This is a genomic window from Pengzhenrongella frigida (genome assembly GCF_004168625.1).
Taxonomy (GTDB): Bacteria; Actinomycetota; Actinomycetes; order Actinomycetales; family Cellulomonadaceae; genus Pengzhenrongella; species Pengzhenrongella frigida.
The window spans coordinates 54,359-67,665 of sequence record NZ_SDWW01000013.1; the positions used below are offsets into that span (position 1 = coordinate 54,359).

At 73.4% G+C, this 13,307-nt stretch carries 12 protein-coding genes; 7 read left to right on the forward strand and 5 right to left on the reverse strand.

Annotation, left to right across the window (positions count from 1 at the left end; translation table 11 throughout):
* Nucleotides 1-163: 163 nt before the first annotated feature.
* Nucleotides 164-2,125, forward strand: a complete 1,962-nt coding sequence (locus EUA98_RS07210) for a GGDEF and EAL domain-containing protein (RefSeq protein WP_130101999.1) — start codon at nt 164-166, stop codon at nt 2,123-2,125.
* Nucleotides 2,126-2,217: 92 nt separating this feature from the next.
* Complete coding sequence (gene pgi / locus EUA98_RS07215) at nt 2,218-3,915, forward strand: glucose-6-phosphate isomerase (RefSeq protein ID WP_130102000.1); 1,698 nt, start codon at nt 2,218-2,220, stop codon at nt 3,913-3,915.
* On the opposite strand, the gene EUA98_RS07220 is transcribed toward pgi, so the two are convergent.
* Nucleotides 3,916-5,271, reverse strand: a complete 1,356-nt coding sequence (locus tag EUA98_RS07220) for a S1C family serine protease (RefSeq protein WP_130102001.1) — start codon at nt 5,269-5,271, stop codon at nt 3,916-3,918.
* 171 nt (nt 5,272-5,442) lie between these two features.
* On the opposite strand from EUA98_RS07220, the gene EUA98_RS07225 reads away from it, so the two are divergent.
* Nucleotides 5,443-5,847, forward strand: coding sequence for an RNA-binding S4 domain-containing protein (locus EUA98_RS07225; protein WP_130102002.1), 405 nt, complete (start codon nt 5,443-5,445; stop codon nt 5,845-5,847).
* 40 nt (nt 5,848-5,887) lie between these two features.
* Here the strand turns inward: EUA98_RS07225 and EUA98_RS07230 are convergent, their stop codons facing one another.
* The 4 genes from EUA98_RS07230 to EUA98_RS07245 form a co-directional block, all read right to left on the reverse strand.
* The gene (locus EUA98_RS07230; protein WP_130102003.1) at nt 5,888-7,798 is read right to left on the reverse strand and encodes a penicillin-binding transpeptidase domain-containing protein; all 1,911 of its coding nucleotides are present in this window, start codon (nt 7,796-7,798) and stop codon (nt 5,888-5,890) included.
* A gap of 266 nt (nt 7,799-8,064) precedes the next feature.
* A complete protein-coding gene (locus EUA98_RS07235) occupies nt 8,065-8,634 on the reverse strand; it encodes a hypothetical protein (protein WP_130102004.1) in 570 nt (189 codons plus the stop codon).
* A 152-nt stretch (nt 8,635-8,786) separates the two neighbouring features.
* The gene (locus EUA98_RS07240; RefSeq protein WP_130102005.1) at nt 8,787-9,776 is read right to left on the reverse strand and encodes a hypothetical protein; all 990 of its coding nucleotides are present in this window, start codon (nt 9,774-9,776) and stop codon (nt 8,787-8,789) included.
* Nucleotides 9,773-10,321 carry an RNA polymerase sigma factor gene (locus EUA98_RS07245; protein WP_130102006.1) on the reverse strand — a complete coding sequence of 183 codons (549 nt, stop codon included), beginning with the start codon at nt 10,319-10,321 and terminating at the stop codon, nt 9,773-9,775. Before EUA98_RS07245 ends, EUA98_RS07240 begins: the two co-directional genes overlap by 4 nt.
* Nucleotides 10,322-10,458: 137 nt before the next feature.
* Here EUA98_RS07245 and EUA98_RS07250 point away from each other — a divergent pair, with 137 nt between their 5' ends.
* The 4 genes from EUA98_RS07250 to EUA98_RS07265 are packed head-to-tail and all read left to right on the forward strand — an operon-like array spanning nt 10,459 to nt 13,280.
* Nucleotides 10,459-10,797, forward strand: a complete 339-nt coding sequence (locus tag EUA98_RS07250; protein WP_130102007.1) for an ArsR/SmtB family transcription factor — start codon at nt 10,459-10,461, stop codon at nt 10,795-10,797.
* Nucleotides 10,794-11,846, forward strand: a complete 1,053-nt coding sequence (locus tag EUA98_RS07255) for a permease (protein WP_130102008.1) — start codon at nt 10,794-10,796, stop codon at nt 11,844-11,846. The genes EUA98_RS07250 and EUA98_RS07255 overlap by 4 nt, the downstream gene beginning before the upstream one ends.
* A 52-nt stretch (nt 11,847-11,898) precedes the next feature.
* A complete protein-coding gene (locus EUA98_RS07260; protein WP_130102009.1) occupies nt 11,899-12,141 on the forward strand; it encodes a thioredoxin family protein in 243 nt (80 codons plus the stop codon).
* On the forward strand, nt 12,141-13,280 hold the full coding sequence (locus EUA98_RS07265) for an SLAC1 family transporter (RefSeq protein WP_130102010.1): 1,140 nt from the start codon (nt 12,141-12,143) through the stop codon (nt 13,278-13,280). The genes EUA98_RS07260 and EUA98_RS07265 overlap by 1 nt, the downstream gene beginning before the upstream one ends.
* Nucleotides 13,281-13,307: the final 27 nt, after the last annotated feature.

Genomic DNA, 13,307 nt, shown 5'->3' on the forward strand with positions numbered 1-13,307 from the left:
GCGCGTCAGGGTACCCGCCGCCCCGGACGATGGTCCCGGCACAGCGCCGTCGACCGTGTGATGATGGGCGGCTGATCCGGCCGATGATCGGGCCACCCGCCCGCTCATCCGAAGACACCGCGCGCGAACCCCTGGATGCGGGCAGCCGAACAGGAGACGCCCGATGAGTGCTCGACGCGGATCCAGATCCTGGTTCAGCCGGCTGCCGACCCGCTGGACCTTCCTGCTCCAGCTGTTCGCGACCTTCATCGGGACGCTCGTCGTCGTCGGCGCGGGGCTCTACGCGATGCAGGCCCACGATTCCCGGGCGATCATGATCGCGGACGGCGCGGACCGCCACCAGGTGCGCAGCGAGCAGATCGAGGCAGCGTTCGCGTCCACGCCCGAGGGCGACGACCCGTGGGTCCGGGTGCGCGAGTCCCTCGCCCGGATGACGGCGCCGCCGGAGGTCCGACGGGTCCGGCTGATCACGGATCTCGGGACAGCCGTCGGATCGAACCCGGCTCAGGACGAGCCGGTCCGTGATCGCGGACCCGTCGTCGCGGGCGTCCTGCGCGACGGCACCCCGGCGTTCGAGTCGCGCAGCAGCAACGGCTTCGAGATGTTCGACTACCTCTCCCAGGTCGAGCTGGGCGGCGTCGCGTTCGTCCTCGAGGTCGAGGTCGCACCGGACGTGCTCAGCCGACAGCTCGCCGCGCTGCGGCTCGCCTCCGCGCGCGCACTGGCCCTGACCGCCGTGCTGTCGCCGCCGCTCCTGTACTTCCTGGGTGGTCGCTCGCTCGCGGGCCGGTTCAACGCGGCGCAGGACCGGGCCACGCTCGACAGCCTCACCCGGCTGCGCAACCACCGCGCCTTCCAGGAGGCGCTCCGCGCGGGCGTCGCCCGGGCCCGCCGCTTCGGCGAGCCGCTCGCCCTGGTGCTGGTCGACGTCGACGACTTCAAGTTCGTCAACGACAACCGTGGGCACCAGAAGGGCGACGAGGTCCTCGTCAGCCTCGCGGCGGCGCTGCGCACCGGACGCGAGCAGGACCTCGCCTTCCGCATCGGGGGCGACGAGTTCGCCGTGATCCTGCCGCGCACCGGCCGTCGCGAGGCGCTGGGCGCGATCGAACGGATGCGCCACGCGGCCGTGCAGCGCATGGGACGGACCACCATCAGCGTGGGTGTCGCCGAGCTCGGCCCGACCGACGCCGACGCCCACGCGCTGCGCGAGCAGGCGGACCTGGCGTTGTACGAAGCGAAGCGTCGCGGCCGCAACCAGGTCGTGGCCTACGACCAGATCGCGGACTCGGCGCCCGCGCGCACCTCCGCGGCCACGATCGCGGCGGTACGCCAGCTGTTGACGACACGGCGGATGGGGGCGGCTTTTCAGGCGATCTGGAACCTCGACACCCACAAGATCATCGGCTTCGAGGGGCTGGCGCGCCCCGCGGCGGAGTACGGGCTCGACGGGCCCCAGGACGCGTTCTCGGGTGCTGCCCGGCTCGGACGGGTCGATGAGCTCGACGCCCTGTGCCGTGCGGCCGTCCTCGCGCGGGTCGCGGACTTCCCCGCCGAGGCGCTGCTGTTCCTCAACATCGCGCCGGAGGTGTTCGACCACGGCGGCGGCGTCGGCGAGCGGCTGCGGCGCGAGGTCGAGGCCGCGGGCCTGCCGCCGGCGCGGGTCGTCATCGAGCTCACCGAGCACGCCAGCGAGCGCATGGACCTCGTGATCGACCAGCTCCAGGAGCTGCGCGACCTCGGCTTCCACCTCGCGCTCGACGACGTCGGCGCGGGCGACACCGGCCTCGGGCTGCTCGGGCGGGTAAGACCTGCCTTCGTCAAGGTGGACCGGTCTGTGGTGTGCAGCGCCGGCGAGGGTGGTTCTGGACGCGCGGTGCTGGCGGCGATCGTCGCGTACGCCGCCGAGTCCGGCGCGATGGTGATCGCGGAGGGAATCGAGACCGAGGCCCTGCTGCAGGTGGTGCGTTCGTCGGGCACCGGCGGCCGGCCGGTCCGGATCGTCGGCGGGCAGGGCTACCTCCTCGGACGTCCCGCGGTCGCGTCGTGGCCGGTGGCCGAGCTCACCCCGTGGCCGCTGCCCGACGTGCAGCCGCTGCCCGACGCGCAGCCGACGCGCGCGTAGCCGCCCCAGCACGCCGGGCGGGCACAAGGTCGGAGAGATCGACGCCCTGCACGCCCTACGGTGATCCTTGACGACCTGCGAGAAGGAGCCTTGTGACCATCACACCGATCGATGCCACGACCACTGCCGCCTGGGAGGCCCTGACCGCCCACCAGACGAGCCTCGAACCAGACCTGCGCGCCTGGTTCGCTGCCGATCACGACCGGGCGTCGCGCCTGACCCGCACCGTGGGTGACCTGCACGTCGACCTGTCGAAGAACCTCGTCACCGACCAGACGCTCGCCCTGCTGGTGCAGCTCGCCGGCGAGGTCGGCCTCGCGGGGCGGATCGACGCGATGTTCGCGGGCGAGCACATCAACGTCACCGAGGACCGCGCGGTGCTGCACACGGCCCTGCGCCGACCGGCGTCGGCCACCCCGCCGCTGATCGTCGACGGCCAGGACGTCGACGCCGACGTGCAGGCCGTGCTGGCCCAGGTCGACGCGTTCGCAGACAAGGTTCGCAGCGGCGCGTGGACAGGGGTGACCGGGGCGCGCGTCGCCACGGTCGTCAACATCGGCATCGGCGGTTCGGACCTCGGACCGGTGATGGCGTACGAGGCCCTCAAGCCGTACGTCGCCGACGGGCTCACGGTGCGGTTCGTGTCCAACATCGACCCTGCCGACGTCGCCGAGACGGTCAAGGACCTCGACCCGACGACGACGCTCTTCATCGTCGCGTCCAAGACGTTCGGCACCCTCGAGACCTTGACGAACGCCCGGTTGGCCCGCGCCTGGCTCTGGGAGCAGCTTCTCGCCGCCGGCGCGATCGAGGACACCGAGGCGGCCCGCACCGAGGCCGTCGCCCGGCACTTCGTCGCGGTGTCGACCGCGCTCGACAAGGTCGCGGAGTTCGGCATCGACCCGGCCAACGCGTTCGGGTTCTGGGACTGGGTGGGCGGCCGGTACTCGGTCGACTCCGCCATCGGGACCTCGCTCGCGATCGCCGTCGGCCCGCACAACTTCCGCGCGTTCCTCAACGGGTTCCACACCGTCGACGAGCACTTCCGGACCGTCCCGTTCGAGCAGAACGTGCCCGTGCTGATGGGGCTGCTCAACGTCTGGTACGTCAACTTCCTCGGCGCGCACACGCACGCCGTGCTGCCGTACGCGCAGTACCTGCACCGGTTCGCGGCCTACCTGCAGCAGCTGACCATGGAGTCCAACGGCAAGTCGGTCCGCTGGGACGGCACGCCGGTCACCACCCAGACCGGCGAGATCTTCTGGGGCGAGCCCGGCACGAACGGGCAGCACGCGTTCTACCAGCTGATCCACCAGGGCACCCGGCTCATCCCGGCGGACTTCATCGCGGTCGCCACCCCGGCCCACCCGTTGCGTGACGCCGGTTCGCCCGGCGGCGAGGCCGACGTGCACGAGCTGTTCCTGGCGAACTTCTTCGCCCAGACCAAGGCGCTCGCGTTCGGCATGACCGCCGACGAGGTTCGGGCGGCCGGGGTGGCCGAGGAGATCGTCCCGGCGCGCGTGTTCAGCGGCAACCGGCCGACGACGTCGATCATGGCGCCCGCGCTGACCCCGGGCGTGCTCGGCCAGCTCATCGCGCTGTACGAGCACATCACGTTCGTGCAGGGGATCGTGTGGGGCGTGGACAGCTTCGACCAGTGGGGCGTCCAGCTCGGCAAGCTGCTCGCGGTCGAGATCGCGCCGGCCGTCGCCGGCGACGCGGACGTGCTGGCGACCCAGGACGCCTCGACCCGTGGCCTGATCGAGTACTACCGCGCCAACCGCACGTAGTCAGTCGGCGGGGCCCGCGATCAGCGTGATGGTCGCGGTTTGCGTCGTGCCCGTGGCCGACGACGTCCAGGTCACGTCGACCTGGTCGCCCGGGGTGTAGCCGGACAGCAGGGCGGCCAGGGTGTCGGCGCTGTCGACCGTGATCCCGCCGAGCGCGGTGATCGTGTCGCCCGCCACGAGCCCGGCGGCGGCCGCCGGGGTGTCGGCGAACACCCCGGCGACCGCGGCGCCCGCCGAGGCGGTCACCTCCGGGGCCGTGGTCACGCCACCGCGGGCCGAGCCCATGGCCGGGGCGCCGCCCCACCCCGACGTCTCGGACGTGTCGGTCGAGCCGATCTGCACCCCGAGGAAGCCCGGCAGGCCGATCGTGATCGTGTCGGTGTCGACCCCGGAGCGGATCAGGTCGGCCGTGGCGAGCGCGTCGTCGATCGCGATCGCGTAGCCGGTGATCGCGGCCGAGCCCGACGACGCGGCCGTGGTCATGCCCACGACCTCGCCCTCGGCATCGAGCACCGCGCCGCCGGAGTCCCCGGCCACGACGTCGGCGTCGATCTCGATGAGGTCCGTGAGCGTGTGCCCCGCGGTGGTCCCCTCGCTCTGCGTCGTGATCGTCTCCGCGAGGGCCGTCACCGTCCCGGCCGCCGCGAGCAGGTCGCCGCCGCCGTCCGCGTTGCCGACCGCGGCGATCGCCTGCCCGACGGCGGCACCGCCATCGTCGTCGATCGCCGCGGTCGCGAGCCCCGCGGCGTCATCGAGCTGGAGGACGGCGACGTCGGCGGTCGCATCGGTGCCGACGACCTCGGCGGTGTACACCTCTCCGGTCGACTCGACGGTGACCTCGACCGTCGTCGCACCCGAGATCACGTGGTTGTTGGTGAGGATGACGCCGTCGGCCGTGAGCACGATGCCGGTGCCGGCGGCCGACGCGTCCTGGTAGCCCAGCGTCGTCACGATCGTCACGAGCCCGACCTGCTGGGCGGCGCTGGCCGCGGTCGACTCCACGGTCGTCGTGTCCGGCGGAGACTGCGTGCCCGTGCCGGCACCTGCGCCCGGACCGCCGCCGTCGGGGCCGGGCCAGCCGGTCGGCGGACCGTCCAGGGTGGTCGCGGCGGCCGCGCTCTCGTCGACGGTCGCCGTCTCGGTCTCCGCCACCGCCGTGCCCGACCCCTCGGACCACGCCACCGCGCCCGCGAAGAGCCCCAGCGTGAGCGCGGCACCGGCGGCCACCAGCGCGGTTCCCCGGCGACGGCGGCGGCCGGAGGCGTACAGCGCGTCCGCGGTCCGCACCTCCTGAGCCAGGGTGGGCGCGATCGGCCCGTCCGGGACCTGCGTCTGCTGACCGTCGTGCTCATCCATCGGTGTCCTCCTACCGTGCCGGCCTCGCCGTGGGGCCGCACCACCGATCCAACGACCGCAACCCGGCAGCCCGCTGTGCGTGACCTGAGCCGCAGCGAAGCATCTCGCTCGATGCCCGGCCGAGACCCGGGCACGCGGCGGGGCGCGGCCGACGGCGCCTACGCTCGTGAGATGAGCACCACCGGCACTGCCGCCACCACCCGCGTCGACCGCTGGGTCTGGGTGGTGCGCCTGACCCGCACGCGCGCCCAGGCCGCGGCCGCCTGCCGCGCCGGGCACATCCGCATCAACGGCGACCACGCCAAGCCGGCGAGCGCCGTGCACGTCGGCGACGAGATCCGGCTCCGCGGTGACGGCGTCGAACGGATCGTCGAGGTCGTCCAGATCATCGAGAAGCGCGTCGGCGCACCGGCGGCCGCCCTGTGCTTTCTCGACCGCACGCCACCACCCGTGCCGCGCGAGCACGTCGCCATCGCCGCCCAGCGCGACCGCGGCGCCGGCCGCCCCACCAAGCGCGAACGCCGCGAGATCGACAAGCTCCGCGGCCGCTCCCCCGAGACCCTCCCGCACCCCTGACCTGCCTCCCGGTCGGGCGCGGGGAGGGGGATCAGAGGGATCAGGGGGCGAGCTGGGTGAGGAAGGTCTTGAGGAGGGGACCGGCGGTGGTGGAGCCGTAGTCGCCGTCGGCCACGAAGACCGCGACCGCGAGGTCACCCTGGATCGCGATCATCCACACGTGGTTGCGCAGTGCGCCCGCCTCGCCGTACTGGGCGGTGCCCGTCTTGGCGAGCACCTCGGCACCGGGCACGTCGAGCAGGAAATCGGCGCCGCCGTCGGTCACCACCGCCCGCATCATCGTGCGCAGGCTCGCCGCCTCGTCAGCGGTGAGCGCGACCGCAGGCGCGGGCGCCTCGGGCGCGGTCGGCCCGACCAACCAGGGCACCACCGTGGTGCCGTTCGCGACCGACGCCGCCACCGTCGCCATCCCGAGCGGGGAGACCTGCAGCCGCCCCTGGCCGATCATCGACGCGGCGTGGTCCGTGCCGGTCGAGTCCGTCGGGACGGTCCCGAGGGACTCCGGGTAGCCGATGTCGGCGTCCAGCCCGAGCCCGAGCGAGGCCCCGGCCTCGGCGAGACCGGCCTGCCCGACGAGGTCCCGAGCCCCGATGAACGCCGTGTTGCACGAGTTCGCGACGGCGGTCTGCAGGCTGATCGGCCCGTTCGCGGCCGCCGGGTAGCCCGGGAAGTTCTCGAACGTGCGGCCGTCGACGTCGATGCTCACCGGGCAGCTGACCTCGCTGTCCGGGGTGAGGCCGGCGCGCAGCAGGGCGAGCGAGCTGACCACCTTGAACACCGAGCCGGGCGGGTAGGTCCCGACGGTCGCCGTGGACAGCCCCTCGCTCCCGACGCCGTTCGCGGCCGCGAGGACCTCGCCGGTCGAGGGGCGGATCGCCACGATCGCGCTCGCGGGGCCGACGTCGGCCAGCACCGCCTCCGCGGCATCCTGCACGGTCGGGTCGAGCGTCGTGACCAGCGGCTCGCCGGGGGTGGCCGGGACGACGAAGACATCACGCGTGGTCGCGCCATCGGCCGACGTCACCACGACCGTCTGACCGGGCAGCCCGGCGAGCTGCGCGTCGTACTGACGCTGCAGCCCGGACAGGCCGACGATGTCACCCGCCTGCACGCGCCCGGCGGACTCGTCGACGATCTCCGCCGTCGCGGGACCGGCGGTGCCGAGGATCGCCCGCGCGAACAGCCGGCTGTGGGCGAGCGGCAACGAGTCGGGCACGCCCAACGCTCCGTCCACCGCCTCGAACGCGGCCAGGTCGACCCCCGGTCCGTCGGTCCGCACCACGAGCCCCTCGACGAAGGCCTTCTCGCCGGCGGCGGCCACCCGCTCGGCGTACGCCTGCGGGTCGAGGCCGAGGATCGCCGCGATCAGCCGGGCCGAGGCATCGTGACCGGCCGGATCGACCCTGGTCTTGTCGAGCCCGAGACGCACCACCGCCCGCGCCTCGACGAGCACCGCGCCGCCCGCGCCGAGCACGGACGCCCGCTCGGAGGTGCTGGCGTCGCGGCGCAGGCTGAGGGTCTCGCCGGGCAAGAGGTCGGGCGCGATCAGATAGCTGGACCACTTCGCCTGCCAGACATTCTCGACCAGGTCGAGCGTGGCGGTGGTCGAGTAGGTCCAGTCGGTGTCCGACTCGTCGAGGTCCCACGTGAAGCCGAGCGCGGCGGTCGCGGTCGCGCCGTCCTTCGCGAGCGTGACCTTCCCGACCTCCACGGTCGGGTGCAGCGGGTCGAGGCCCGCGAGCGCGGCGGTGAGCTGCGCGGTCGCCTCGGTCGGGGTGGCGCCCGCGAGCTCGACCTCGGTCAGGTCGCCCGTGGCGAGGCCGGTGGCGAGCGCGTCGGCCGCACCGTCGGGCGTGGGTGCGGCGGGCGAGCAGGCAGTCACTCCCACCAGAATCAGCGCCCCGGCCGCGAGCGCGGCCGCCGTCCGAGACCGAGCCGTTGATGTGCGCATGACGTGTGAGCCCCCGGGTGCCGCCGCGCCGCTGCGCCGGTTCCCTCGTGGGAGACGGCACGGGCACGGCCGATCCAGAGAGTATCTGTTCCGGTCCGCTGCATCCGTCGTACCGGCCGCAGCGCTCGCACCGGGTGCACCGACCCACCGACGAGGACCGCCCCCCGTGGCTTGGGGGGCACGGGGGGCGGGGCTCAGGCACGCGGGTCGAGACCCGCGGGTTCGGGTCCGCGGATCAGGTCCGCGGGTTCTGTCAGGTCGACGAGCTACTTGCCGACGGTGGCGTTCCCGGAGACCGCGCCACCCACGGTGACGTGCTCGCCGGCACCGGCAGCCGCCTCGGCGCCGGTCGTGCTGGACGCGGGCACCTCCGGGAGGGCGTCGAGGGTGCGACGAAGCTCGGCGCGGGCACGCGCCTGCGCGGAGATCTCCGCTCCGACGACGCCGTCGACCTGGGCGTCCGCAGCGACTTCCTGACCGAAGGCGGCCGCGTCCGGCAGGTCCGCCGCACCAGCACCGGCCACGCCCGCACCGACCTCGGCGTCGTCGGTACCCGTCGTCGCGGCAACCTCGGCGCCCGCGTCGGTTGCGGCGTCGGTCGAGTCGACCGACGCGTCGGTCGCGGCCTCGGTGTCGACCTCGGCGGTCGCCTCGGTGTGCTCGACGACGGCCACCTGCGTGCTCTCGGGGGCGTCGGTGACCTGGTCGGCCACGGCCGAGGCACCGCTGACACCGCCGACCGCTCCTGCGGCCACGGCCAGACCGGCGACGGCGTTGCCTGCGACGTTGAGGCTGGCGAACTTTGCCAGGACTGCGGCGAGTGCGGTGGTGCTCATGGTGGCTCCTTCAACTCTGGTGCCGCATCGACCGACGCGACACCTCGGGGTGCGGCACGAGTGCCGCTCTCGGAAGGGGTGATCGCCCATCGCCGCCCCAGGGGTACGGCCTCGGCGCCACCAACCTCAGCCCGCACCCACTCTCGACCGTGTCAGGGGGCGGGGGTGGCCGATGCCGCTGCCTTCCGGGCGGCGGACCCCAGGTCGACCGCTGCCGTCGGCGGTATGACCGTGGGGGGCGAGACGGCCGAGGATCCGCTGGTCGTCGACCGGAGCAGACCGTTCGCCTGGGGCACTGCGGACGGTAGGTCCGGCGGCGTCTGCGCGCCGACGCCGGACGGGACGCCGGACGGGACGCCGGACGGGACGCCGGACGGAAGACCGGTGGACGGGATCGGCACAGCGGGGCGCGCGGGAACGTCCACGGTCCCCGGGCGTCCCTCAGCAGACGACCCGTTGCCCGCTCCGTTCACGCCGTTCAAGCCGTTCAAGCCGTTCAAGCCGTTCAAGCCGTTCAAGCCGTTCAAGCCGTTCAAGCCGTTCACGCCGTTCAACCCACGCAACCCGTCGGACCCGGTCGACCCGGGCGGCTCGGTCGACCCGGGCACCTCGGTCGACCCGGGCACCTCGGCACCTGACGCGGTCGGGACGCCGGTGGTCGGCGTCGGGACGACGCGGGCCGGCTCGGGCAGGTCCGGATCGCCGACCGGGTCGGACGTGAACAGCCCGACCACACCCGAGACCACAGCGCGCGCCGGGAGCTGGACGGCGTCGGGCACGGCATCGATCGTGGCCGCGCCACCGACGGACGCGACCGCGACCCCGGCGCCGAGCACGATCTTGGCCGCGAGGCCGAGGCCCACCACGGAGCGCCACCGGTTGCGCCACCCGGCGCTGCGCCCCGCCCGGGCGGGGCGTGGCCGAGCGGCGACGGGGTCGAGCGAGGGAGGTGCCAACCCGTCCCGCAGCAACGCGCTCAGCGCGACACTCGGGCGCGGCGCGGGATCGGCGGCCGTGGCCCGCAGCGCCGCGACGAAGGAGGTGAGCTCGGCCTCGGTCGGGGGCGCCGGCCGGCCGGTCACCACCAGCTCGTCGGTGTGCTCGAGCGCGCTCATGCTCTGGTGATCGTCGAAGGGGCTCACAGGGGTACTCCCTCCACGGTCAGGTTTCGGCGCAGCGTGGCCAGCCCACGGCGCTGCAGGGCCTTGACCGCACCCGGCTTCTTGCCGACGACGTCGCTCACCTGGTCCACGGTCAGGTCACCGACGATCCGCAGCACGAGCACGTCCCGTTGATCGGGTGAGAGCTCACCGAGCAGCGCCTGCACGCGCTCCTCTCCGAGAGCAGCGAGCGCGTCGCTCTCCGCGCTCGGGGCGGAGCGCGCATCGTCGGCCGGCTCGTAGGGCACCGGCGTCGGTCGCCGGCCACCCCGGCGCCACCCGTCGACCACCCGTCGGTGCGCGATCGTGAACACCCACGACCGGAAGTGCGCCTGGTCCCCGTCGAAGCCCCGCACCCCGGTGAGGACCGCCACGAAGACCTCGCTCGTGACGTCCTCGACGTCGGCCACCCCGCGCCCGCGCAGGTACGCCGCGACCGGCCGCACCAGGTCCTCGTAGAGCAACGTGAACGCCTCCGCCGAGCCGACCCGGGCGCGCGCGAGCACCCCGTCGAAGTCGTCAAGCATCCGGACAGCATGCACGCCCGCGCGCACCGGTCGGTGCGTCGGCGGGTCCGGCGGCCACCCGCCGACCGGGGGATCCGGCCGCTGACCTGGGACCTCGGTCCCTCGAAACCGGCACCGGACCGTCCTACGTTTCAAGCATGGTCGAAGCAATTCAGATTGAAGTGTCACGGGATCCCGCGGACCCGACGCTCCCCGGGCCGACCGCCGTCGCCCTGCTCCAGGCCGTCGCCGACCCGATCCGCTGGGGGGTGCTCGCGCGGCTCGCCGACGGGCCGCACTGCGTCTGCGACCTGCAGTCCCACGTCCCGATCGCCGCCAACCTGCTGAGCTACCACCTGCGCGTGCTGCGCGACGCCGGGCTCGTCGTGACGTCGCGCCGCGGACGCTGGGTGGACTACACCCTGGCGCCGGATGCGCGTATGCGCCTGTGCGCCGCCCTGCCCCTGCCGCTCCCGGAGGGCGGGATCCGGCCGTGAGCATCGCCGAGCGGTTGCGCCCCACCACCGCGACCCGCCGCTGGGCGGGCCTGGGCGCGGCGGCTGTGGTGTGGACGGTCCTGTACGCCGTCAACCTGCCGCTGTGGAGCTGGTTGGTGTACGACGTCGTCGGGCTCGACCCGGCGAGCCGGCTCGGCTCGGGCGTGCACTTCTTCGTCTACGACTCCGTCAAGATCCTGCTCCTGCTGGTCGGCATCATCTTCCTGGTCACCGTCCTGCGCTCGTTCATGAGCGTCGAGCGCACCCGGGCCCTGCTCGGCGGCCGTCGCGAGGGTGTCGGCAACGTGATGGCCGCGGGGCTCGGCGTGGTCACGCCGTTCTGCTCGTGCAGCGCGGTGCCGGCGTTCATCGGGTTCGTCGCGGCCGGGGTGCCGGTCGGGGTGACGCTGAGCTTCCTGATCGCCAGCCCCCTGGTCAACGAGGTCGCGATCGCGCTGCTGTTCGGGCTCTTCGGTCTCGGCCCGACCCTGCTGTACGTGGGCGCCGGCCTGGTGATCGCGATCGTGGCCGGCTACGTGCTGGGCCGGCTCAAGGTCGAGCGGTGGATCGAGCCGTTCGTGTTCGAGACCCGACTGGGCGGCCAGGTGATCGACTCGACCGCCGGGCTCACCTGGGACGACCGGATCCAGATGGGCATCGAAGAGGTCGCCACCATCCTGCGCAAGATCTGGCCGTACCTCCTGGTCGGCATCGGCCTCGGCGCCGCGATCCACGGGTGGGCGCCGGAGGACTTCTTCACGCGGTACGCCGGCGCGGGCAACCCGTTCGCCGTGCTGATCGCGGTACTGATCGGGATCCCGCTGTACTCCAACGCGGCCGGGATCATGCCGCTGGTCGAGGCCCTGCACGACAACGGCCTGCCGATGGGCACCCTGCTCGCCTTCATGATGGCGGTCGTCGCGCTGTCCCTGCCCGAGCTGATCCTGCTGCGTCGGGTGCTCAAGCCCCCGCTCATCGCCACGTTCGTGGCCGTGACGGGGACCGGGATCGTCGCCGTCGGCTACCTCTTCAACGCCGTGCTGGGGTGACCTGAACCCGGACGGCCACCAACCCCCCGATCAACCGAACAGGAAGACGACCATGATCATCAAGATCCTCGGACCCGGCTGCACCAACTGCGTCAATCTCGAACGCGTCACCCGCGAGGCCGTGGCCGACCTCGGGATCGCCGCCACGATCGAGAAGGTCACCGACTACCCGACCATCGCCGGCTTCGGCGTCATGTCCACGCCCGGACTCGTCGTGGACGGCAAGGTGATCCTGTCCGGACGCGTCCCCACCGCCGCGCACGTGCGCGAGCTGCTCGCGCCGCTGGCCTCCTGATGGAAGCAACCCCGCCCGCGTCCGACGCCGCGCCGCCGGCCACCGTCGACGCGGCGGCGGCCCCCGCGCCGCGGGCCAACCGGGTGCGCGACCTGCACCCGGGCTGGTTCGCCGCCGTGATGGGCACGGCCATCGTGGCCGTGGCGACCTACCAGAACCCGGGTGGGGTGGCGGCCCTGACCCGCCTCGCGCACGTGCTCGGCGCGGGTCTGGCGATCCTCGCCTACGCCCTCGGTGCGGTCCTCGTGGTCGCGTACGCCGCCCGCTGGCTGCGGTACCGCGATTCGGCCCTCGCGGACGTGCGCCATCCGGTGCTCGGGGCGATGCTCGCCACGGTCCCCGGCGGGCTGCTCGTCCTGGCGGTGATGACCTCCGTCGTCGGCCCCACCGTGATGCCGGCCGGTGCGGTCACCGTGCTGACCGCCGTGCTCGCCCTCGCGGGGACGGCGCTCGCCCTGGTGTTCAGCGTCGCGTTCACGATCACGCTGTTCGTCGGCACGCTCCCGGCCCCGGCGGTCAACGGCGGCTGGTTCATCCCGCCGGTGGTGACGATCATCATCGCGATGGCCGGGGCCCCGCTCCTGGCCCACGTCACAGCGCCCACCGCGCGGCTGCTCCTCGTCGTCGGCTACGGCACGTACGGCCTGGGGCTCGTGCTGTTCCTGCTGGTCCTGGGGCTGCTGTACGACCGCCTCGTGCTGCACCCGCTGCCGCCGGCACCCCTCGCCCCGACCCTGTGGATCGGTCTGGGGCCGGTCGGGGTCGCGATCCTCGCGCCGCTCGCGCTGGCACGGGCCGGTCAGGGCACCTTCGGCGCCAGCGCACCCACCGTGATGATGATCGCGCTGCTGGCCGGGACCGCGCTGTGGGGCTTCGGCCTGTGGTGGTTCACGATCTCCGCCACCTTGCTGGTGCGGTACGTGCGTGCCGGCGCACTGCCGTTCCACCTCGGCTGGTGGGGGTTCACGTTCCCGCTCGGCGCGTTCACCGTGGCGACCCTCAGCCTGGGCCAGGCCTGGCAGGTGACGGCGATCGACGTCGTCGGGGTCCTGCTCTACCTCACGCTGCTCGGTTTCTGGGGCACCGTGACCGCCCGCACCGTCGCCGGTCTGCGCACCGGACGCATCTGGCAGCGCTGAAACACCGCCGGCGCCACCGCGGTCACC